Origin of the sequence: Pseudomonas sp. JL3 (genome assembly GCF_031570575.1) — a bacterium.
Lineage (GTDB): Bacteria > Pseudomonadota > Gammaproteobacteria > Pseudomonadales > Pseudomonadaceae > Aquipseudomonas > Aquipseudomonas cucumis.
The window spans coordinates 114,267-136,986 of record NZ_JAKWJK010000006.1; the positions used below are offsets into that span (position 1 = coordinate 114,267).

General features: G+C 59.4%; 19 protein-coding genes. 11 read left to right on the forward strand and 8 right to left on the reverse strand.

Annotation, left to right across the window (positions count from 1 at the left end):
- Positions 1 to 53: 53 nt before the first annotated feature.
- Positions 54 to 2,036 (reverse strand): bifunctional tRNA (5-methylaminomethyl-2-thiouridine)(34)-methyltransferase MnmD/FAD-dependent 5-carboxymethylaminomethyl-2-thiouridine(34) oxidoreductase MnmC, encoded by a 1,983-nt coding sequence (gene mnmC, locus MMG91_RS13285; RefSeq protein ID WP_310659852.1) that lies wholly within the window; start codon positions 2,034 to 2,036, stop codon positions 54 to 56.
- Positions 2,037 to 2,289: 253 nt separating this feature from the next.
- On the opposite strand from mnmC, the gene pap reads away from it, so the two are divergent.
- A complete protein-coding gene (pap, locus tag MMG91_RS13290) occupies positions 2,290 to 3,813 on the forward strand; it encodes a polyphosphate:AMP phosphotransferase (RefSeq protein WP_310659853.1) in 1,524 nt (507 codons plus the stop codon).
- A gap of 105 nt (positions 3,814 to 3,918) precedes the next feature.
- The gene (locus MMG91_RS13295; RefSeq protein WP_305502833.1) at positions 3,919 to 5,103 is read left to right on the forward strand and encodes a thiolase family protein; all 1,185 of its coding nucleotides are present in this window, start codon (positions 3,919 to 3,921) and stop codon (positions 5,101 to 5,103) included.
- Positions 5,104 to 5,241: 138 nt separating this feature from the next.
- Here MMG91_RS13295 and MMG91_RS13300 read toward each other — a convergent pair whose 3' ends face one another.
- Positions 5,242 to 5,436 (reverse strand): DUF6316 family protein, encoded by a 195-nt coding sequence (locus MMG91_RS13300; protein WP_310659854.1) that lies wholly within the window; start codon positions 5,434 to 5,436, stop codon positions 5,242 to 5,244.
- Positions 5,437 to 5,637: 201 nt separating this feature from the next.
- On the opposite strand from MMG91_RS13300, the gene MMG91_RS13305 reads away from it, so the two are divergent.
- Complete coding sequence (locus MMG91_RS13305) at positions 5,638 to 6,597, forward strand: DMT family transporter (protein WP_310659855.1); 960 nt, start codon at positions 5,638 to 5,640, stop codon at positions 6,595 to 6,597.
- Between the two features lie 109 nt (positions 6,598 to 6,706).
- Here the strand turns inward: MMG91_RS13305 and MMG91_RS13310 are convergent, their stop codons facing one another.
- Positions 6,707 to 8,101, reverse strand: coding sequence for a class II fumarate hydratase (locus tag MMG91_RS13310; protein WP_310659856.1), 1,395 nt, complete (start codon positions 8,099 to 8,101; stop codon positions 6,707 to 6,709).
- Positions 8,102 to 8,291: 190 nt separating this feature from the next.
- Between MMG91_RS13310 and MMG91_RS13315 the strand changes: the two genes are divergently transcribed.
- The 7 genes from MMG91_RS13315 to MMG91_RS13345 all read left to right on the forward strand — a co-directional run bounded on the left by MMG91_RS13315 (position 8,292) and on the right by MMG91_RS13345 (position 16,118).
- Positions 8,292 to 8,813 (forward strand): DUF2059 domain-containing protein, encoded by a 522-nt coding sequence (locus tag MMG91_RS13315; RefSeq protein ID WP_310659857.1) that lies wholly within the window; start codon positions 8,292 to 8,294, stop codon positions 8,811 to 8,813.
- Positions 8,814 to 8,825: 12 nt separating this feature from the next.
- Positions 8,826 to 9,125, forward strand: a complete 300-nt coding sequence (locus tag MMG91_RS13320; RefSeq protein WP_310659858.1) for a BolA family protein — start codon at positions 8,826 to 8,828, stop codon at positions 9,123 to 9,125.
- Positions 9,126 to 9,227: 102 nt separating this feature from the next.
- Positions 9,228 to 10,169, forward strand: a complete 942-nt coding sequence (locus MMG91_RS13325; protein WP_310659859.1) for a rhodanese-related sulfurtransferase — start codon at positions 9,228 to 9,230, stop codon at positions 10,167 to 10,169.
- Between the two features lie 39 nt (positions 10,170 to 10,208).
- Positions 10,209 to 10,811, forward strand: coding sequence for a DsbA family protein (locus MMG91_RS13330; RefSeq protein WP_187326510.1), 603 nt, complete (start codon positions 10,209 to 10,211; stop codon positions 10,809 to 10,811).
- On the forward strand, positions 10,804 to 12,621 hold the full coding sequence (locus MMG91_RS13335; RefSeq protein WP_305446440.1) for an ABC transporter ATP-binding protein: 1,818 nt from the start codon (positions 10,804 to 10,806) through the stop codon (positions 12,619 to 12,621). The genes MMG91_RS13330 and MMG91_RS13335 overlap by 8 nt, the downstream gene beginning before the upstream one ends.
- 198 nt (positions 12,622 to 12,819) lie before the next feature.
- Complete coding sequence (locus MMG91_RS13340; RefSeq protein WP_310659860.1) at positions 12,820 to 15,279, forward strand: EAL domain-containing protein; 2,460 nt, start codon at positions 12,820 to 12,822, stop codon at positions 15,277 to 15,279.
- A gap of 44 nt (positions 15,280 to 15,323) precedes the next feature.
- A complete protein-coding gene (locus tag MMG91_RS13345) occupies positions 15,324 to 16,118 on the forward strand; it encodes a TenA family transcriptional regulator (RefSeq protein WP_305446438.1) in 795 nt (264 codons plus the stop codon).
- A gap of 137 nt (positions 16,119 to 16,255) precedes the next feature.
- Here the strand turns inward: MMG91_RS13345 and MMG91_RS13350 are convergent, their stop codons facing one another.
- The 5 genes from MMG91_RS13350 to MMG91_RS13370 form a co-directional block, all read right to left on the reverse strand.
- Entirely contained in the window at positions 16,256 to 17,182 is a 927-nt protein-coding gene (locus MMG91_RS13350) for a GGDEF domain-containing protein (RefSeq protein ID WP_305502819.1), read from the reverse strand.
- Positions 17,183 to 17,557: 375 nt separating this feature from the next.
- Positions 17,558 to 18,298 (reverse strand): YciK family oxidoreductase, encoded by a 741-nt coding sequence (locus MMG91_RS13355; protein ID WP_253550439.1) that lies wholly within the window; start codon positions 18,296 to 18,298, stop codon positions 17,558 to 17,560.
- A 106-nt stretch (positions 18,299 to 18,404) separates the two neighbouring features.
- Complete coding sequence (gene mupP / locus MMG91_RS13360) at positions 18,405 to 19,076, reverse strand: N-acetylmuramic acid 6-phosphate phosphatase MupP (RefSeq protein ID WP_305502816.1); 672 nt, start codon at positions 19,074 to 19,076, stop codon at positions 18,405 to 18,407.
- 4 nt (positions 19,077 to 19,080) lie between these two features.
- Positions 19,081 to 19,779 carry a bifunctional 2-polyprenyl-6-hydroxyphenol methylase/3-demethylubiquinol 3-O-methyltransferase UbiG gene (ubiG, locus tag MMG91_RS13365; protein ID WP_007899720.1) on the reverse strand — a complete coding sequence of 233 codons (699 nt, stop codon included), beginning with the start codon at positions 19,777 to 19,779 and terminating at the stop codon, positions 19,081 to 19,083.
- A 57-nt stretch (positions 19,780 to 19,836) separates the two neighbouring features.
- Positions 19,837 to 21,171 carry a TRZ/ATZ family hydrolase gene (locus MMG91_RS13370; RefSeq protein ID WP_310659861.1) on the reverse strand — a complete coding sequence of 445 codons (1,335 nt, stop codon included), beginning with the start codon at positions 21,169 to 21,171 and terminating at the stop codon, positions 19,837 to 19,839.
- A gap of 109 nt (positions 21,172 to 21,280) precedes the next feature.
- On the opposite strand from MMG91_RS13370, the gene mtnA reads away from it, so the two are divergent.
- On the forward strand, positions 21,281 to 22,357 hold the full coding sequence (gene mtnA / locus MMG91_RS13375; RefSeq protein WP_305446433.1) for an S-methyl-5-thioribose-1-phosphate isomerase: 1,077 nt from the start codon (positions 21,281 to 21,283) through the stop codon (positions 22,355 to 22,357).
- Positions 22,358 to 22,720 lie beyond the last annotated feature (363 nt).

Sequence of the window (22,720 nt, forward strand, 5' to 3'; positions counted from 1 at the left end):
CTGACCCAAGTGAATCCCTGGAGTTTTAGACCGATAAGTTATAAGGCTGCGGATCAGGCTTTTCCGCGGATCAATTGGCGCAAGGCAAAACGGTTGGGATGGCAGGCTTCGGCCACCGCTTTCGGCAAGGGCAGGGGCTCGTTTTCAAGCCATGCCGCCAATAGCTCGCCAGACAACGGCGCGGTGATCAGACCGCGAGAACCGTGACCGCTGTTGACGTAAAACCCCTTGAGCCATGGGCAGGGCACATCGGGCACTTGCCGGGCATCTTTGCTCAATGCGGCATAGGCCTCGGCGAAGGCGACCTGTTCGGCCAACGGTCCGACGATCGGCAGGTAATCCGGGCTGGTGCAACGGAACGCCGCGCGCCCTTCAAGCTGTTGCGGGTCCAGATCTGGAACATGCAGACGGGCGACCAGGTCAGTGGAGATTTCCTCGAGCAACGCCAGGTTGCCGAGGTGTTCGGCGACGGTCGGGGTCAGCTCATCGCTTTTGAAATCGAAGCTGGCGCCGAGTGTGTGTTCGCCCAGGCGTGCCGGCGCCACATAGCCTTCGGCGCAGACGACGGTCGCCAGGCTCTGGCTTTCAGGGGTTTGCGCCAGTCGGGTGATCTGGCCGCGAATGCGTTTGAGGGGCAGATCGGCGCTGTGTGGAAAACGCTTGATCTCGGCGGCGCCGGCCAGAATCACCACGGGAGCGCTGGCCAAAAGTGTTTCGCCATCCCAGGCCTGCCATTGATCATCGACCTTGCGCAGTTCCAGCACCTCGCGATGGGGCAGCCACTGGATGTTCGCCGAGGACGCCTGCCACTGGCACAACGCGGGCGGGTGAACCCAACCGCCTTCAGGGTAGAACAAGCCGCCGTGCTCCAGTTCGATACCGGCCCGGGCCTGGGCCTGGGGTTGATCGAGCAGGTGCACCAGGCTTGGTGAAAAGGCCGCGGCCAATTGCGCCTGACGCTCGGCTTCCTTGGCATTGAAGGCCAGTTGCAAGACCCCGCAATCGTCCCAGTCGACGCCACGCTGCAGCTGTTCCAGCAGACGTCGGGTGTAGCCAAAACCGCTGACGATCAATTGCGACAACGCCGTGCCGTGAGCCGAAAGCTTGAGGTACAGCACGCCCTGAGGATTGCCCGAGGCTTCCTGCGCCAGTGCTTCGTGGCGGTCCAGCAGGCTCACTTGCCAACCTCGCGCGGCGAGGCTGGCGGCACTCGCGCAACCGGCCAGCCCGGCGCCGATCACCAGGGCGCGGCGTTCGCCGGTCAGCGGTTGTGGGCGAGCGAACCATGGTTTTGTCGCCGCTGGTTTAGCGGCTTCTTCCGGCCAACCGAGGAAGGTGCCCCGCAGAATTTCCCATTTATGGCCGATACCAGGCGTGCGCTTCATCTTGAAGCCCGCCGCGTTCAGCAAACGACGCACCCAGCCGGTGCTGGTGAAGGTGCTGATGGTCGAGCCGGGTGCCGCTAGGCGAGCCAGTTCGGCAAACAGCTCGGCGGTCCACATGTCGGGATTTTTCGCCGGGGCGAAACCGTCGAGAAACCAGGCGTCGATCTGCGCATCCAGTTGCGGCAACTGCTCCAGTGCGTCGCCGATCAGCAAGGTCAGAGTGACGCGGCCGTTGTCCAGCACCAAGCGCTGAAAGCCCTGATGGATCGCTACGTATTGCGCCAGCAATTGATCGGCAAATGGCTTGAGTTCCGGCCATAAGTACAAGGCGCGTTGCAGATCGGGCGCGCTCAGCGGGTACTTCTCGACACTGACAAAATGCAGGCGTGCACCGGCCACCGCGTGCTGTTCGAACAACTGCCAGGCACAGAGAAAATTCAGCCCGGTACCGAACCCGGTTTCACCAATAACCAGTCGACCACTGGCCGGCAATGCGGCGAAGCGGTCGCGCAAATCGTTTTGCTCCAGAAACACGTAACGGGTTTCTTCAAGGCCCGACTGGTCGGAAAAATACACATCATCGAACACCCGCGAACGCGGGCGACCTTGGTCGTCCCAGTCGAGCTGGGCGTGGGGCATTACAGGTTTCATGGCAGGCTCGGTAACGGCAAGGTGGCCATTCTAGCTGATCGCCGTAGCGGCGCTTGATCCATGGCAAGACACGGGGCAAACCGCCTGCTCAGAATGGTGGTTACCGCAAAAGATCGCAGCCTTCAGCAGCTCCTACAGGTGTACATCGATCCCATGTAGGAGTTGCCGAAGGCTGCGATCTTTTGTTCTTTTTTGCTTCACCACAAACCTCCATCTTCCGTTAGTCTTGATCAATCCTGGAAGGAGCCGCTCTATGTTCGAATCCGCCGAAATCGGTCATGCCATCGACAAAGAAACCTATGACGCCGAACTGCCAGCGTTGCGTGAAGCCTTGCTCGAAGCGCAGTTCGAACTTCGGCAGCAACACCGCTTTCCGGTCATCGTTTTGATCAATGGCATCGAAGGAGCCGGCAAGGGTGAGACGGTCAAGTTGCTCAATGAATGGATGGACCCGCGCCTGATCGAGGTGCGTACGTTCGACCAGCAGACCGACGAAGAACTGGCGCGACCGCCGGCCTGGCGCTACTGGCGGATGCTCCCGGCCAAGGGCCGCATGGGGATTTTCTTCGGCAACTGGTACAGCCAGATGCTGCAAGGGCGGGTTCATGGTTTGTTCAAGGATCCGCGACTCGATCAAAGCATCAATGGGGCCGAGCGGTTGGAGAAGATGCTGTGCGACGAAGGCGCGCTGATCTTCAAGTTCTGGTTTCACCTCTCCAAAAAACAAATGAAAGCGCGGCTCAAGGCGTTGGCCGACGACCCGCTGCACAGCTGGCGCATCAGCCCGCTGGACTGGCAACAATCCGCGACCTACGACAAATTCGTGAAGTACGGCGAACGGGTGCTGCGCCGCACCAGCCGCGACTATGCGCCGTGGCATGTGATCGCCGGCGTGGACGCGCGCTATCGGAGCCTGACGGTTGGCAAGATCTTGCTCGAGGGTCTGCAAAGCGCGCTGAAGAGACCCAGGATTCACCCACACAAAGTCAGTGCAGCGCCCTTGTTTCCCAGCGTCGATCAAGTGAATCTGCTCGACAGCCTGGACTTGACCCTGCAGCTGGACAAGGACGATTACGAAGAGCAACTGATTACCGAGCAGGCACGGTTTTCCGGGCTGATGCGCGACAAGCGCATGCGTCGTCACGCGTTGATCGCGGTGTTCGAAGGCAACGACGCGGCAGGCAAGGGCGGGGCAATCCGGCGGGTGGCCGCAGCGCTCGACCCACGCCAGTACGACATCATACCGATCGCTGCGCCCACCGAGGATGAACGGGCGCAGCCGTATCTCTGGCGGTTCTGGCGGCATATTCCGGCCCGGGGCAAATTCACTGTGTTCGACCGTTCCTGGTATGGCCGGGTGCTGGTGGAACGCATCGAAGGCTTTTGCAGCAAGGCGGACTGGATGCGCGCCTACGGCGAGATCAACGACTTCGAAGAGCAGATCGCCGATGCCGGAGTGATTGTGGTCAAGTTCTGGCTGGCCATCGACAAACAGACTCAGATCGAGCGTTTCAAGGAACGCGAGCAGATCCCTTTCAAGCGCTTCAAAATCACTGAAGACGACTGGCGCAATCGCGACAAATGGGACGATTACCGTGTGGCTGTTGGCGATATGGTCGATCGCACCAGCACCGAGATATCGCCGTGGACGCTGGTGGAAGCCAACGACAAGCGCTGGGCGCGGGTCAAGGTCTTGCGCACCCTCAATCAGGCACTGGAAGAGGCATTCAAAAAGTCCGACAAACTTCAGAGGAAACTGCAAAAACGCAAACGCTGAACCGATGGCTACGCATACGCGGGGTGAATGATTGTCGCGGTCAGTCATAGGGTGGGCTTATGCTCGGTCCAACTCCTGACTGACAACAACAATGAGGTGTATGCCATGCGTGAAGTGGTGATCGTCGACAGCGTACGGACCGGCCTGGCCAAATCCTTTCGCGGCAAGTTCAACATGACCCGTCCGGACGACATGGCGGCCCACTGCGTCAACGCGCTGCTCACGCGCAATGACGTCGACCCGGCCAGCGTCGAGGATTGCATCGTCGGCGCCGGCTCCAACGAAGGCGCCCAGGGCTTCAACATCGGTCGCAACGTCGCGGTGCTGTCGCACCTGGGCATCGGCACGGGTGGCATGACCCTTAACCGCTTCTGTTCGTCAGGCTTGCAGGCCATTGCCATTGCCGCCAATCAGATCGCTTCGGGGTGCAGCGATATCATCGTCGCCGGTGGCGTCGAGTCGATTAGCCTGACCATGAAAAGCGTCAACACCGACAACCTGATCAACCCGCTGCTGAAAGAGCAGGTACCGGGCATCTATTTCCCCATGGGCCAGACTGCCGAGATTGTCGCGCGTCGTTACGATGTCAGTCGCCAAGAGCAGGATGTGTACGCCCTGCAAAGCCAGCAACGTACCGCCCTGGCGCAGGCGGCCGGGTTGTTCAACGATGAAATCGTACCGATGGCGGTGAAGTATCGCGTCGAAGACAAGGCCACCGGCCAGGTGCAGATCCTCGACGGCATCGTCGACCACGACGACTGCAACCGCCCGGACACCACGCTGCAAAGCCTGGCCGGGTTGAAACCGGTGTTTGCCGAAGACGGCTCGGTGACCGCCGGCAACTCGTCGCAGCTGTCCGACGGCGCTTCGATGACCCTGGTGATGAGCCTGGAAAAAGCCCTGGCGCTGGGGCTCAAGCCCAAAGCCTTCTTCCGCGGTTTCGCCGTCGCCGGGTGCCAGCCGGACGAGATGGGCATCGGCCCGGTGTTCTCGGTGCCGAAGTTGCTCAAAGCCAAGGGTTTGCAAGTCGCCGACATTGACCTGTGGGAGCTCAACGAAGCGTTCGCCTCGCAATGCCTGTACAGCCGCAATCGGCTGGAAATCGATAACGACAAGTACAACGTCAACGGCGGTTCGATTGCCATCGGCCATCCGTTCGGCATGACCGGTTCGCGTCAGGTCGGGCACATCGTGCGTGAGTTGCAGCGGCGTAACCTGCGTTACGGCATCGTCACCATGTGCGTGGGTGGCGGGATGGGGGCTACGGGGTTGTTTGAGGCGGTGCGGTAAGTACCCTGATTAAGTAGAGACTGTTGCATTGCTATCGCGGGCAAGCCCGCTCCCACAGTAGTTGGTGGCGATCACAAATACAGCGAACGCCACAAACCCTGTGGGAGCGGGCTTGCCCGCGAATGCAGGCGCCGCGGTTTACCGGCTCATACACAAGAACTGCATCCGCTCGATATACACCTGAATCTCACGCACCGCTGCCTCCCGGTTTTCAAACGGTCCCTCCAGCGTGTGTTCTCGCGTGGTGAAATACAGCTCTCCATTCACACGACACAACCGGTCACAACGAAAGTGGGTGGCGGGGGCGTTGTCTTGGGCGCGCATGCCGTACATGGGCGATCTCCTACGGATGACGGTTTCAATGAGCTTATGCATGAACCACTTGCCACGCCTGGCCACCTGATCGACGGCATATCGTCAACTTTATGGTGCGACCTGCACAGTTTCATTCGCGGCCCGTCGGCAACTGTCCCTGTGTCGCGCCCCGGTCTGTGCCTAGAATGACCGTTTTCGCCAATCGGCTTCGGGGTCAGCATGCATATTTCATCGGGTCGCTGGGTTTATGGTCTGTTCCTGGCCTTGCTGACCGCGTTGCTGTGGGGAATCCTGCCGATCAAGCTCAAGCAGGTGCTGCTGGTGATGGACCCGGTGACGGTGACCTGGTTTCGCCTGCTGGTGTCCGGCGGCTGCCTGTTCATTTATCTGGCCGCGACCAAACGTCTGCCGAGTCGCAAAGTCCTCGGCCCGCGCGGTGGCTGGCTGGTGTTGATGGCGGTACTCGGACTGGTCGGTAACTACGTGCTGTACCTGATGGGCTTGAACCTGCTCAGCCCCGGCACCGCGCAACTGGTGGTGCAGATGGGCCCGATCATGTTGCTGATCGCCAGTCTGTTCGTGTTCAAGGAAAGGTTCAGCGTGGGGCAGGGGATTGGCCTGTTGGTGCTGCTGATCGGCTTTGCGCTGTTCTTCAATCAGCGCTTGAGTGAGTTGCTCACCTCCCTGACCGATTACACTGCCGGTGTGCTGATGGTGCTGTTGGCGTCCACGGTCTGGACCTTCTATGCCTTGGGCCAGAAGCAGTTGCTCACGGTATGGAATTCGTTGCAGGTGATGATGGTGATTTACCTGTTCTGCGCGCTGTTGCTGACGCCGTGGGTGCATCCACTGGAAGCGCTGCAACTGAGCCCGCTGCAAGGCTGGCTGCTACTGGCGTGTTGTTTGAACACCTTGATCGCTTACGGCGCCTTCGCCGAAGCCCTGGCCCATTGGGAGGCCTCACGGGTCAGTGCGACGCTGGCGATCACACCGCTGGTGACCTTTGCCGCCGTGGCCATGGCCGCGTGGTTATGGCCGGAGTATGTGCATGCCGAACAGATCAATGGCCTGGGTTATGGCGGGGCGGTGTTGGTGGTGCTCGGGTCGGCGCTCGTGGCGTTGGGGCCATCGTTGATGGCGGGGCTCAGGGCCCGGCGGGTGCGGATGGCGGCCAGTTGATCGTTCCCAGGCTCTGAGTGGGAATGCCTCAATGGACGCTCTGCGTCCGCTCTTGGGACGCAGAGCGTCCCGGGCTGCATTCCCACGCAGAGCGTGGGAACGATCAGTTTCAACCTTTGGCACCCGCCTCCAGCATATTCTCCGGCCGCACCCACGCATCAAACTCTTCATTGGTCAGATACCCCAGCTGCAACGCCGCCTCACGCAGGGTCAGCCCCTCGCTGTAAGCCTTCTTGGCAATCTCCGCCGATTTGTCGTACCCAATATGCGGGTTCAGTGCCGTCACCAGCATCAAACCTCGTTCCAGATGCTCGGCCATTTTCTCGGCATCCGGTTCCAGCCCGGCGATGCAATGCTGCTGGAAGTTACTGCAGCCATCGCCCAGCAAGCGGATCGATTGCAGCAGGTTGTGGATGATCACCGGTTTGAACACGTTCAACTGCAGGTGGCCCTGACTGGCTGCAAAACCGATGGCAACGTCGTTGCCCAATACCTGACAGGCCAGCATCGAAAGCGCTTCGCACTGGGTCGGGTTGACCTTGCCAGGCATGATCGAGCTGCCCGGTTCGTTGGCCGGTAGTTTCACTTCGGCAAGCCCCGCTCGCGGCCCGGAGCCCAGCAGACGCAGGTCGTTGGCGATTTTCATCAGGGTTACGGCAAGGGTTTTCAGGGCGCCGGAGAGGGTGACCAACGGTTCGTGACCGGCCAAGGCGGCGAATTTGTTGTGAGCGGTGACGAACGGCAAGCCGGAGAGGGCGGCCAGTTCAGCAGCGATCGCTTCGCCAAAACCATGGGGCGAGTTCAGTCCGGTGCCCACCGCCGTGCCGCCCTGAGCCAGTTCACAGACCGCCGGCAGCGCGCTGCGGATCGCCCGCTCGGCGTAATCCAGTTGTGCGATGAACGCCGAGAGTTCCTGGCCGAAGGTAATCGGCGTGGCGTCCATCATATGGGTACGACCGGTCTTGACCAGTTTCATGTGCCGCGCGGACAACTCCGCCAACCCGCCAGACAACTCGCTGATCGCCGGCAGCAAATGCTGCTGCACCGCCTGAGCCGTCGCGATGTGCATGGCCGTGGGGAAGCAGTCGTTGGAACTCTGGGAACGGTTGACGTGATCGTTGGGGTGCACTGGCGTCTTGCCGCCGCGCGGGTTGCCGGCCAGTTCGTTGGCGCGACCGGCGATCACTTCGTTGACGTTCATGTTGCTTTGGGTACCGCTGCCGGTCTGCCAGACCACCAACGGGAACTGATCGTCATGGTCGCCGTCGAGTACTTCGTCGGCGGCTTGTTCGATCAGGCGGGCGATGTCGGCGGGCAGGTCGCCATTGCGATCATTGACGCGCGCCGCGGCTTTCTTGATCAGGGCCAGGGCGTGCAGCACGGCCAGTGGCATGCGCTCGTTGCCGATGGCGAAGTTGATCAGCGAGCGTTGCGTCTGAGCGCCCCAGTAAGCGTCATCCGGGACTTCTACCTGGCCCAGGCTGTCGGTTTCGATACGGCTCATCATGCACACTCCTGTAGGTGATAGCGCAGTTTAGGCCGTGATCGCCGGCCGTGGTTCCATCAGTCTGGAATTTGACCGTTCAGCCCCTCTAAATCAGGTGCGACAAGGCTTGGGGTTGAGTGACACACTTTTTTAGGTGCAGAATGGTCGCCCTTGAGGTTTTGCCTCGCCTGCTAGAAAAGGAAACTCGATGACTCGTCTTCGTGCCATCTGTACCGCGGTTGCACTGGTTTGCGCCAGCGGCCAGGTTTTTGCCGATACCGCCAGCCACAACGCCAGTGCCGAAGCTTTCCTGACCCTGGCGCACGCTGACAAATTGGGCACTCCGGTGTATATGCAAGTGCAGCAAATGTTCGCTCAGCGCTTTGCCCAAACCAAAGCCCCTGAATCGAAAAAAGCCCTGCTGGAAACTTACCAGGCCAAGGCCAACGCCGCTCTGGATCAAGCCATTGGCTGGAACAAGCTGAAGCCTGACATGGTCAAGCTTTACACCACCAATTTCAGCGAATCCGAGCTCAAGGATCTGGTTGCGTTCTACAAGTCGCCACTGGGCAAGAAAGTCCTGGAAAAAATGCCACAGCTGACTCAGCAATCGGCCCAGATGACTCAAGCCAAGCTGGAAAGCGCGGTGCCTGTGGTCAACAAACTGCTGGCTGACATGACGGCCGAGCTGGAGCCTAAGGGCGCCGCTCCTGCCAAGAAAAAGCCTTAAGCGGAGTTCGGGATGACCATGCAACAACGCATCGAATCGACGCTCGGTCAGCTACAGCCCGAGCATCTGCAAGTGCTGGATGAAAGCCACATGCACAGCCGTGGGTTGCAGACCCACTTCAAGGCGGTGGTGGTCAGCCAGCAGTTCGAAGGCCTCAATCGCGTCAAGCGTCACCAGAAGGTGTACGGCACTTTGGGCGAGCTGATGGGCGAGTTCCATGCGTTGGCGCTGCATACCTACACGCCAGAAGAATGGGCACAGATCGACGCGGCCCCGGCTTCGCCGACCTGTGCTGGCGGCAGCAAGCATTAAGCATCGGTTTTTTGCTAGAATCCGCAACGCGCCGCTCACCCGGCGCGTTTTTTTTCGCATCCGGTTCACCCCTTACGAGGGTAGCCACCTGGAGAATTACCCATGACACAACAGATTGTCGTGGCGGCACTGTATAAGTTCGTCACCCTGGAAGATTACGTCACCCTGCGCGAGCCGCTGCTGCAAGCGATGGTCGACAACGGCATCAAAGGCACCCTGCTGATCGCCGAAGAAGGCATCAACGGCACCGTGTCCGGCAGCCGCGAAGGCATTGACGGGCTGATGGCCTGGCTCAAGAACGACCCGCGCATGGACGACATCGACCACAAAGAGTCGTATTGCGACGAGCAGCCGTTCTATCGCACCAAAGTCAAACTCAAGAAAGAAATCGTCACCCTCGGCGTCGAAGGCGTGGACCCGAACAAAAAGGTCGGCACCTATGTGGATCCACAGAACTGGAACGCGCTGATCAGCGATCCTGAAGTGCTGTTGATCGACACCCGTAACGATTATGAAGTCTCGATCGGCACCTTCGAAGGCGCCATCGACCCGAAGACCACCAGTTTTCGCGAATTCCCCGACTACATCAAAGCCAATTTCGACCCGGCCGTGCACAAGAAGGTCGCGATGTTCTGCACTGGCGGCATTCGCTGCGAAAAGGCTTCGAGCTACATGCTCAGCCAGGGCTTCGATGAGGTCTATCACCTCAAGGGCGGCATTCTGAAGTACCTCGAAGAGGTGCCGCAGGAAGAAACCAAATGGCAGGGCGACTGCTTCGTGTTCGATAACCGCGTGACCGTGCGTCACGATCTCAGCGAAGGCGACTACGATCAATGTCATGCCTGTCGTACGCCCATCAGTGTGGAAGACCGTGCATCCGAGCATTACGTGGCCGGCATCAGTTGCCCGCATTGCTGGGATAAGCTGAGCGAGAAAACCCGTCGCAGTGCCATCGACCGGCAGAAGCAGATCGAACTGGCCAAGGCGCGCAACATGCCGCACCCGATCGGTTACAACTACAAGCAAACTCCTTCCGAGGCTTGAACCATGTCTGCACGTCGCCTGCTCTATGTGATGGACCCGATGTGTTCCTGGTGCTGGGGTTTTGCGCCGGTGGCCAACGCGCTGGTCGAGCAGGCGCAGGCAGCGGGGGTGGACGTGCATCTGGTCGTCGGCGGTTTGCGTACCGGCAGTGGCTCGGCGCTGGAGCCGACCACTCGGCGCTACATCCTTGAGCACTGGCAGGCGGTCCACGAGGCCACCGGCCAACCTTTCAAGTTTGAAGGTGCGTTGCCCGATGGGTTTGTCTACGACACCGAGCCTGCCTGTCGGGCGCTGGTGACGGCGCGCAGCCTGGCACCGGATTGCGCGTGGAAACTGCTCGGGTTGATCCAGCATGCGTTCTACGCCGAAGGGCGCGACGTCACCCACGCCAGCGTGTTGGTGGAGCTGGCAGAGCAGGCCGGTTTGCCGCGCATCGAGTTCGCCGCCGCCTTCGACCGTGCCGATCAGCACGCCGCCACCGCTGCCGATTTCACCTGGGTCCAGGACCTGGGCATTGCCGGTTTCCCGACCTTGCTGGCAGAGCGCGATGGTCAATTGGCGTTGTTGACCAATGGCTATCAACCTTTGAGTGTGTTGTCTCCGTTGCTCGGCCGCTGGCTGGAGCGCGCTGCCTGTGCATGACCTGCCCGACGACGCTCCAGCCCCTGCACGTGTCGACCGTCTGAGCTGGGCGGAAATCCGTCGCCTGGCCCTTCACCATAAAAAATCCTTGTGGATCGCCAACGGCGTCGCGGTATTGGCAACGCTGTGCAGCGTACCGATCCCCTTGCTGTTGCCGTTGCTGGTCGACGAAGTGCTGCTGGGCCACGGTGACGCGGCGCTGAAAATCATGAACCATGCGCTGCCCGACGTCTGGCAGAAAGCCGCGGGTTACATTGGCCTGATGCTGCTGGTGACCCTGGCACTACGCTGTGCGGCGTTGTTGTTCAACGTGGTGCAGGCGAAATTGTTTGCGGCGTTGGCCAAGGACATCGTGTATCGGATTCGGGTGCGGTTGATTGAGCGACTCAAGTGCATCTCGCTCGGGGAATACGAAAGCCTGGGCAGCGGCACGGTGACTACGCACCTGGTCACCGACCTGGACACGCTGGACAAATTCGTCGGCGAAACCCTCAGTCGTTTCCTTGTGGCCATGCTGACGCTGGTGGGCACCGCCTCCATCCTGATGTGGATGCACTGGAAACTCGCGCTGCTGATCCTGCTGTTCAACCCGCTGGTGATCTATGCCACGGTGCTGTTGGGCAAGCGGGTCAAACACCTGAAGAAACTCGAGAACGACAGCACCTCGCGCTTCACCCAGGCCTTGACCGAAACCCTGGATGCCATCCAGGAAGTGCGCGCCGGTAACCGTCAGGGCTTTTTCCTCGGACGGCTGGGCCAACGAGCACGTGAGGTGCGCGATTACGCGGTGAACTCGCAGTGGAAAACCGATGCATCGAACCGCGCCAGCGGCTTGCTGTTCCAGTTCGGCATCGATATTTTCCGTGCCGCGGCCATGCTCACCGTGCTGTTTTCCGACCTGTCCATCGGCCAGATGCTAGCCGTGTTCAGCTACCTGTGGTTCATGATCGGTCCGGTGGAACAACTGCTCAATTTGCAGTACGCCTTTTACGCCGCCGGCGGTGCGCTGTCGCGGATCAACGAGTTGCTGGCCCGTGCTGATGAGCCGCAATACACCGGCAGTGTCGACCCGTTCCAAGGGCGCGACACGGTGGGCATCGAAGTCCAGGGGCTGAGTTTCGGCTACGGCGACGAGTTGGTGCTGAACCAAATGAACCTGTCGATTGCCCCCGGTGAGAAAGTCGCGATTGTCGGCGCCAGCGGGGGAGGCAAAAGCACCCTGGTGCAGTTGTTGCTGGGCTTGTATACGCCCCAGGCCGGCACCATCCGTTTCGGTGGTTCGACTCAGGAAGAGATCGGCCTGGAAACCGTGCGTGAAAATGTCGCCGTGGTCTTGCAGCATCCGGCACTGTTCAACGACACCGTGCGCGCCAACTTGACCATGGGCCGCGAACGCAGCGACGAAGCCTGCTGGCAGGCATTGGAAATTGCTCAACTGCACAACACGGTGCGTGAGTTGCCCAACGGCCTGGACAGTATTGTCGGGCGCTCCGGTGTGCGATTGTCCGGCGGGCAGCGTCAACGCCTGGCGATTGCGCGGATGGTGTTGGCCGAACCCAAAGTGGTGATCCTCGACGAGGCCACGTCTGCCCTGGACGCGGCCACCGAATATAACCTTCACCAGGCATTGGCGCGGTTCTTGAGCAACCGCACCACGCTGATCATTGCGCACCGGTTGTCCGCGGTGAAGCAGGCCGACCGGGTGCTGGTGTTCGATGGTGGGCAAGTTGCCGAGGATGGCGACCATCAGCAATTGATTGCTGATGGTGGTTTGTACGCCAAACTTTATGGGCATCTGCAGCAGCACTAGATGAGTGCCACGGGACGTTCAGGGCGTTTTCCCCGGCAAGGGAGAGCACATGAGGACGAAGCCCAGCCCTGAAGCGCTGGGACTATGCCCCTGTTGAGCATGAGCTTCCCCGGCTTGCCTAGAGTGAGAACCCATCCTAGTCTAGCTATAGCGTTTTCGTCCGGACGACGATCGAGCAGTGTCAATACAAGGGACCTCATGAAGCAAAAAAGGACTCTCGGAACCCCTCGGTTGTTGGGCATCGTCTGGCCTTTTATCGCCGTCGTGTTATTTCAGGCCTTGTTGGGAGGCGTCAGCCTTTACGTTCTTTCGGCGGTTCGCGGCTACGTCGGCGGGGAGAGCCTGTGGTCCAAGGGCCAGAAAGACGCCATCTATTACCTCAATCTCTATGCCGACAGTCGCGACGAAACGATTTTTCTCAAATACCAGAACGCGATTGCCGTACCTCAGGGTGGCCACGAACTGCGCCTGGCGCTGGATCATCATCCACCGAATATCGAGGCGGCGCGAATCGCCATCCTAAAGGGCGGCAACCACCCGGACGATGTCGCCAGCGTGATTTGGCTGTACCTCAATTTCCGGCACTTCAGCTACCTTGAAAAAGCCATCGAACTCTGGACGGTCGGTGACGCGTACCTGATGCAACTTGATGACGTCGCGCGGGAGATGCATCAGCGCATTACCGATAGCCAGGCCACCGATGCCGACGTCAAACGCTGGAAAGACCAGATTTTTGCCATCAACGATGGCGTGACACCAGCCGCCAAAGCATTCAGTGATGCCTTGGGCGAAGGCTCGCGGGTGATTCTGCGGCTGCTGTTGGTGACCAACCTCGCCACTGCGCTGGGTTTGATTGTGTTGGCCCTGCTGCGCACACATAAACTGCTCAAGCAGCGCCATGCCTTCGCCGATGCCTTGCAGTTGGAGAAAGACCGGGCACAGATCACTCTGCAATCGATTGGCGATGGGGTGATCACTACGGATGTCGAGGGTGCGATCGCCTATATGAATCCGGCCGCCGAGGCCTTGACTCACTGGAAGGCCGAACACGCGGCGGGGTTGCCATTGGCAGCGCTGTTCAATCTGCTGGACGAGAACGCTCAGGCTGATGGTTTTACCTTGATCGAGCACATTTTGAGCGGTCAGCTCAGTGGTGGCAGCGAGCATTCCAAACTGATCCAGCGTCTGGATGGCAGCACGGTGTCGGTCACTCTGGTCGGCGCGCCGATTCGCAATACGGGCAAGGTCAGTGGCACCGTGCTGGTGCTGCATGACATGACTCAGGAGCGGCAATACATCGCCAATCTGTCCTGGCAGGCGACCCATGATGCCCTGACCGGGCTGGCCAACCGCCGTGAGTTCGAGTATCGCCTCGAACAGGCCCTGCATCACCTGACGCGCCAGGCGGGGCGTCACGCCTTGATGTTTCTCGACCTGGATCAATTCAAACTGGTCAACGACACCTGCGGGCATGCGGCGGGCGATGAGCTGTTGCGGCATATTTGTGCATTGTTGCAATCAGGGTTGCGCGAAGGCGACACCCTGGCCCGGTTGGGTGGCGACGAGTTCGGCATTCTGTTGGAAAACTGTGCGCCGGAAGCGGCCGAGAAAATCGCCGAAAGCCTGCGCCAGACCGTGCAGAACCTGCACTTTGTCTGGAAAGGCCGGCCGTTCGTGACCACCGTGAGCATCGGTCTGGTGCATGTGACCCAGAGTCCGGCCAGCCTCGAAGCTTCGCTGCGTGCCGCTGACATGGCCTGTTACATGGCCAAGGAAAAGGGCCGCAACCGGGTTCAGGTCTATCACGCCGACGACTCGGAGCTGTCCCTGCGCTATGGCGAGATGGCGTGGGTACAGCGTCTGCACATAGCGCTGGAAGAAAACCGCTTCTGCCTGTACGCCCAGGAAATCGCGCCCCTTGGCCCGGGTGAGCATGGCGGCGGGCATATCGAAATCCTGCTGCGCTTGCATGATGAGGCGGGGCGCCTGATTCTGCCGGACAGTTTCATTCCGGCCGCCGAGCGTTACGGTTTGATGACGTCGATTGACCGTTGGGTGGTGGAGAACGTTTTCAAAGTCATTGCTCAGTGCATCGCCCAAGAGCGCGAAGGGCCGCTGGCCATGTGTGCGATAAATCTGTCAGGTATTACTATCGGAGATGAGGCGTTTCTGGACTTCCTTCGTGAACAGTTTGTTGCATATTCAATTCCACCTGAAATGATTTGTTTTGAAATTACAGAAACCAGCGCGATTGCAAATTTGGGCAGCGCAATTAGATTTATCAATGAACTCAAAGGTTTAGGTTGTCACTTTTCGCTAGATGACTTTTGCGCCGGTATGTCCTCATTCGCTTACTTGAAACATTTACCTGTAGACTTCCTGAAGATCGACGGGAGTTTCGTAAAGGATATGCTGGACGACCCGATTAACCGCGCCATGGTCGAAGTGATCAATCACATCGGTCATGTCATGGGTAAGCGCACGATTGCAGAGTTCGTTGAAACACCTCAGATCGAGCAGGCATTGCTGGAGATCGGAGTGGATTACGCTCAAGGGTATGTGATTGAACGCCCGCATCTGTTTACCTGGGATAGTTTGCAAAGTCGTCCTGCCCGGCCCCGACCTTTGTTGTTCAAGGCGCCCGGCACGTTCCGTTGAAATCTCTTGTTGATCTTAAAATCACAATCAAAAGGAGCGCGACAGTGATCGAGACATTCAACAGAACCGGACCACTCATGGAAGCTGCAAGTTATCCCGCCTGGGCTCAGCAATTGATCCAGGATTGCAGTGAGAGCAAGCGTCGGGTTGTCGGACACGAACTGTATCAGCGCATGCGTGATAACAAACTCAGCGCAAAAACCATGCGTCAGTACCTTATTGGTGGCTGGCCGGTGGTCGAACAGTTCGCGTTATATATGGCCCAGAACCTGACAAAGACCCGTTTTGCGCGCCACCCTGGCGAAGACATGGCGCGTCGCTGGCTGATGCGCAATATTCGCGTCGAATTGAACCACGCCGATTACTGGGTGCACTGGAGCCGTGCTCACGGTGTCAGCCTGGAAGATCTGCAAGCGCAACATGTGGCCCCTGAGCTTCACGCCTTGAGCCACTGGTGCTGGCACACCAGTTCGTCGGATTCGCTGATCGTGGCCATCGCCGCCACCAACTACGCCATCGAAGGGGCGACGGGGGAGTGGTCGGCCCTGGTTTGCTCCAATGGTGTCTACGCGGCAGCGTTCCCCGAGGAAGATCGCAAGCGGGCCATGAAGTGGTTGAAGATGCACGCCCAGTACGACGATGCCCATCCATGGGAAGCGCTGGAAATCATCTGCACCTTGGCGGGCATGAACCCGAGCAAGGCGCTGCAAGTGGAATTGCGCCAGGCTGTCTGCAAAAGTTACGACTACATGTATCTGTTCCTGGAGCGTTGCATGCAGTTGGAACCGGCAGCAAAAGCACCTGTAGCCCGTGAGCGGATGGCGTTGGCTGAAAGCTGATCTGAAGACTACGCAAAACAACTGTGGGAGCGAGCCTGCTCGCGAAAAGCGTTCTGACATTCAATATCTATGGTGAATGTCAGGCAGCTTACGCGAGCAGGCTCGCTCCCACATTGGTTATTTGGTGTTGCCGGGACTCAGCCCGCCATCGCCAGGCGGTTACGCCCCTCACGCTTGGCCACATACAACGCACTGTCGGCCCGTCGCAACAAACTCTCGGCAGACTCGCCGGGCAGCAGCGTCGAGCAACCGATGCTGACCGTCAGCTCAATCATCTTGCCCTCGGCCTCATAGTCCTGAGCCTGCGCCGCAAACCGCAGTCGTTCACCGACCATGGCTGCCGCTTCCCGACTGGTGTTGGAAAGCAGAATCATGAATTCTTCGCCACCAAACCGGAACACCATGTCGACGTTGCGCAACTGGTTTTTGATTGACGCTGCGACGGCTTTCAGCACTTCATCGCCGGCACTGTGCCCGTAGGTATCGTTGATGTGTTTGAAATGATCGATGTCCAGCATCAGCAGCGACAGGGGTTGCGAGTGTCGCCGCGACATCTCGATTTCCCGCTCCAGCGTCTGATCCATGGCGATGCGGTTGCCGGTATCGGTCAACGGATCACGCAATGCACTTTGGGTCGCCGCTCGGTAGAGCAGGGCGTTTCGCATGGGGAAGAGCAGGGTCGATAGCAATGACTCCAGGTTGCCCTGTTCCTGTTCGCTGAAGCGCTGATTGCGACGGAACACCAGCTCACCCAATTGCTCGCCTTCATGGCTGAGGCTGTAGCTGATTGAATGATGACCCCGTGCGCCGAATTGCAGGCGCAAGTCGCTGGGCTGATGTTCGTAATTCAAGGCATCCAGCGGCACAAGGCGCTGAATTTCACGGAAGAAAAGCCCGAGAATGCGTTGCGGCTCAAGACTGGTTTGCAGTTGCAGGCCCAGCGCTTGGCGCAACTGCGCAAGACTGACGGGCCGCTCCAGGAGGGGAGGCTGCTGACCAAAGCCCAGGCGTTGCAATTTGGCACTGTCGAAGTCAATTGCGTTGGTCTGGGAAGGTGATTTCATATGGCGTGAGCCCCTAAGCAGTAAGGCTGTCTTACAGGCTGGGTGAGAGCGGCTTTGGGCTGCGCGTCATACTGGTCCATCAGTCCCGTAGGACATTTGGCACGAGTTTAGTCCGCTTTGCCGAAGATTAGTAACCACTCGGCCGAAGCTCCGCTTCTTCTGCTTTCACACGGCGTGTCTGAACAAAATTAGAGCGAAAGTCATGCCATTCGGTTCAGTCGAATAAAAAGCTTTTAAAAATCAAAATATTGGAAGGTTATGCGCGGTGAGCTGCGCAGAGTGATGACATTTATTTGACTTGAGGCTGGGGTGGTTACCACCGGGTTTGAGTGCCGCGGCGGGAAGCCGTCGCGGCAGAAAAGCGACGCACGGGCGTTACTGAGCGTTGAACGCCTGGCCATTGATGCCGGTACTGTCCGGACCCATCAGGTAGAGGTAGACCGGCATGATCTCCTCGGGTGTCGGATTGTTCAGCGGGTTTTCACCGGGGTAGGCTTGAGCGCGCATGCTGGTGCGGGTAGCGCCGGGATTGATGCTGTTGGAACGCACCGGGGCCACTGTGTCTACTTCGTCGGCCAGGGTTTGCATCAAGCCTTCGGTAGCGAATTTGGAAACGCCGTAAGCGCCCCAATACGCACGCCCCTTGCGACCGACGCTGCTGGAAGTGAACACCACCGAGGCGTCCTGAGACAGCTTGAGCAGTGGCAGCAGGGTGCTGGTGAGCATGAACATGGCGTTGACGTTGACGTGCATGACGCGCATGAAGTTCTCGCCGGACAACTGCTCGATCGGTGTGCGTGGACCGATGATGGATGCGTTGTGCAGCAAGCCGTCGAGGTGGCCGAATTCGGTCTCGATCATCGCTGCGAGTTCATCGTATTGATGAGGCAGTGCGGTTTCCAGATTGAACGGAATCACGGCCGGTTGTGGATGCCCGGCCGCTTCGATCTCGTCGTAGACCTGAGTCAGGTTGGCTTCGGTCTTGCCCAGCAACAGCACGGTGGCGCCGTGGGCGGCGTAGGTTTTTGCAGCGGCAGCACCAATGCCACGGCCGGCGCCGGTGACCAGGATGACCCGGCCCTTGAGCAAGTCAGGGCGGGCGGAATAATCAAACATAAAAAACCTCACAAAAACAGAAGACAGATCGCGGCGTGGCCAATCGCGGGCAAGCCCGCGAAGGCGTCATCATTCACGTCACATCCCCGGAGCTTGAAGCCGGGTCTCAGCAGCTACAGAGGGCATTATCCAACACCTCAAGCAACGCCAGCGGATGATCGATCACCACGTCCGCGCCCCAGTGCTTCGGGTTATCGTCCGGATGAATATAACCGTAGGTCACCGCGCAGGTTTTGGTGCCGGCATCGCGACCGGACTCGATGTCGCGCAGGTCATCGCCGACAAACAGCACACTGGCCGGGTCCAGATCGAGCATCTTGCACGCGAGGATCAACGGCTCCGGATCCGGTTTGCTGTTCTTCACATGATCGGGGCAAATCAGCACTTTCGAACGTTCGGCCAGGCCCAGCTGCTGCATGATCGGCTCGGCGAAACGTACCGGTTTGTTGGTGACCACGCCCCAGATCAGGTTGGCCTTTTCGATTTTTTCCAATACCTCGGCCATGCCGTCGAACAGATGGCTGTGAACCGCGCAACCCTTGAGGTAGCGATCGAGGAACTCCTGACGCAATTCCTCGAACCCCGGCGATTCCGGGTCCATGGAAAAGTTCGCGGCGACCATCGATTTGGCGCCGCCGGATATTTCATCGCGAATGTGTTGAGTGTTGATTGGCGGCAAACCACGATCAGCGCGCATCGCCTGGCAGATGGCGATGAAATCCGGCGCGGTGTCGAGCAGGGTACCGTCCATGTCGAAAAGGACTGCTCTGATACGCATCGGCTTACTCCTCGCGCAGGGTCTGGATCATGTAGTTGACGTCCACGTCGGCCGCCAGTTTGTAGTGCTTGGTCAGTGGATTGTAGGTCAGGCCGATGATGTCCTTGACGGTCAAACCGGCCATGCGGCTCCAGGCGCCAAGCTCCGAGGGGCGGATGAATTTCTTGAAGTCGTGGGTGCCGCGCGGCAGCAGCTTCATGATGTATTCGGCGCCGACGATGGCGAACAGATAGGCCTTCGGGTTGCGGTTGATGGTGGAAAAAAACACCTGGCCGCCCGGTTTGACCATTTTGAAACAGGCGCGGATCACCGAGGATGGATCCGGTACGTGCTCGAGCATTTCCAGGCAAGTCACTACGTCGAACTGCTCGGGCATTTCTTCTGCCAGGGCTTCGGCGGTGATCTGCCGGTATTCGACGCTCACGCCGGATTCCAGCTGATGCAATTGAGCGACGGCCAGCGGCGCTTCGCCCATGTCGATACCCATCACGGTGGCGCCGCGTTGCGCCATGGCTTCGCTGAGGATGCCGCCGCCGCAACCGACGTCGAGGACTTTCTTGCCGGCCAGATGGACGCGCTCGTCGATCCAGTTGACCCGCAGCGGGTTGATGTCGTGCAGCGGTTTGAACTCGCTTTCGCGGTCCCACCAGCGATGGGCCAGGGCTTCGAATTTGGCGATTTCGGCGTAGTCGACGTTGCTCATGGTGTCAGTCCTCTAAAACTTGAAAAATCCTGTTGCCCCGGTTTTGGTCCAGGGTGCTTACAATTCGGTATGGCCGCTGATGCGCTGGCCCCAGGCCTTGGCAGTGGCACACAACTGCGCCTCATCCAGGCGGGTCAGGCGGCGGTCGTCGAGCAGTTGCTTGCCGGCGACCCAAAGGTGTTTCACGCAGTCGCGGCCAGTGGCATAGATCAATTGCGAAACCGGGTCGTAGACCGGTTGCTGCGCCAGGCCCGACAGGTCGAACGCGACGATGTCCGCCGCTTTGCCGATTTCCAGCGACCCCGTTTCGGCTTCGATTCCCAGCGCGCGGGCACCATTGAGCGTGGCCATGCGCAGGGCGCGATGGGCGTCCAGCGCGGTGGCGGAGCCGGCGACGGCCTTGGCCAGCAACGCAGCGGTGCGGGTTTCGCCGAGCAGGTCAAGGTCATTATTGCTGGCCGCGCCATCGGTGCCGACCGCCACATTGACTCCAGCCTGCCACAAGCGCTCCACCGGGCAGAAACCGCTGGCCAGCTTCAGGTTCGACTCCGGGCAATGAATCACATTGGTGTTACTTTCTACCAGCAGCACCAAGTCTTCATCGCTGATCTGGGTCATGTGAACGGCCTGCAGGCGCGGCCCCAGCAGGCCCAGGCGGCCGAGGCGGGCCAACGGGCGTTCGCCGCACTGCTCGACTGATTGTTGCACTTCGAAAGCAGTTTCATGGACGTGCATGTGAATCGAGGCGTCCAGTTCTTCAGCGATCACCCGGATTTTTTCCAGGGTTTCGTCGCCCACGGTGTAGGGTGCATGGGGCCCGAAGGTGATTTTGATTCGCTCGTGATGCTTGAGATCGCCAAATAATTCGACGCCCTGACGAATGGCTTCATCCGCCGTGCCGGCGCCTGGAATCGGGAAATCAAGGATCGGAATGGCGATCTGGGCGCGAATGCCGCTGTTATGGACGCGTTCGCTGGCGACCTTCGGGAAGAAATACATGTCGGAGAAACAGGTGATGCCGCCTTTGATCTGCTCGGCGATGGCCAAGTCAGTGCCATCACGTACGAAAGCCTCGTCGACCCACTTGGCTTCGGCCGGCCAGATGTGGTTTTCCAGCCAGGTCATCAGCGGCAGATCGTCGGCCAGGCCGCGGAACAGGGTCATTGCCGCATGCCCGTGGGCATTGATCAGACCGGGGGCGAGCAACATGTCCGGCAATTCGCGGACCTCGGTTGCGTTAAACTTCAAGGCTGCTGCGCGCGGGCCGATAAATACGATGCGACCGTCGCGGATGCCCAAGGCATGCTCTTTAAGGATCACGCCAGCCGGTTCGACGGGTACCAGCCAGGTCGGCAGCAATAACAGGTCGAGCGCAGCGGTGGGGGTCGGCATCGAAAGTCGGTTCCAGTGCTTTTGTAAAGGATGGCGAAGTATACCCGAGCGTCTTCGCGGGGGGATCGCTATAATCGGCGCCTTTTGTTCATGAGTGCGGGGTAAGTGGATGCGCGATCGACTGTTGGCTGCGGAGAAGGTGAAGGCCATCGATTGGCGTGATGGCACCCTGTATCTGCTGGATCAGCGTATTTTGCCTTTCGAGGAAACCTGGATCGCCTACACCAGCGCTGCGGGAGTGGCTGAGGCCATTCGCTCGATGGTGGTGCGCGGCGCGCCGGCCATTGGCATCAGCGCGGCGTATGCCATGGTGCTGTCAGCCCGCGCCCGAATTGTCGAGGGCGGTGACTGGCAGGCAGCCTGGGAAGAGGATTACGCGTTACTGGCCGATTCCCGTCCAACAGCGGTTAATCTGTTCTGGGCCTTGAGTCGCATGCGTGACCGCCTGGACCGCCTCAAGGAAGACGCAGACCCTCTGGCGGCGCTGGAGGCCGAAGCCATCGCCATTCATGAAAGTGATCGCGAAGCCAACCTGACCATGGCCCAACTGGGTGTCGATCTGATCCGCAAGCATCAGGGCAACGCCCAGGCGATTCTCACGCACTGCAATACCGGCGCACTGGCCACCGGCGGTTTCGGCACGGCGCTGGGGGTGATTCGGGGGGCTTTCATCGAAGGCATGGTCGAGCGCGTCTATGCCGATGAAACCCGGCCATGGCTGCAAGGTTCGCGATTGACCGCATGGGAATTGGCCAATGAAGGCATTCCCGTGACCCTCAATGCCGATTCCGCCGCTGCGCACATCATGAAAACCAAGGGCGTGACCTGGGTGATCGTCGGCGCCGACCGCATCACCGCCAATGGTGATGTGGCGAACAAGATCGGTACCTACCAACTGGCGGTCAACGCCATGCACCACGGCGTGCGCTTCATGGTGGTGGCGCCGAGTTCGACCATCGACATGAACCTGGCCAGCGGTGACGAGATTCCCATTGAAGAGCGCGATGGTCGCGAGTTGCTGGAAGTCGGCGGCAAGCGAGTGGGGGCGGATGTCGATGCGTTCAACCCGGTGTTCGACGTGACGCCTGCGGATCTGATCGATGCGATCGTCACCGAAAAAGGCATCGTCGAGCGTCCAGATACCGCGAAAATGGCGCAGTTGATGTGCCGTAAGCGTCTGCATTAAAGATATCTGGCACCTGATAAATCGACTTCGCGGGTAAGCCCGCTCCCACAGGAATCTGTGTCGAACCGAAAATCTCTAGGCATGGAGCGATCCCTGTGGGAGCGGGCTTGCCCGCGATTAGGCCCTGAAAATCAATGAAGCAAGCCGAATCTGCCCTGAATTCTCCATTCAACACGGCTCTAAGCCCCTCTCGTCCCCTTCAAGCCTGTCACCGGTCAACTAACTATGCTCCATGCGCGTCTGGGGGATAGGTGCGTGGCGGCTCTTGTGATAACATCCGGCGGTTTCCAGGGTAGCCTGATGTGGCTGCCTTTACTGCGCAGATCCATGGCATAACTCGTTGATTTGTCGTAAGTCGGTGCA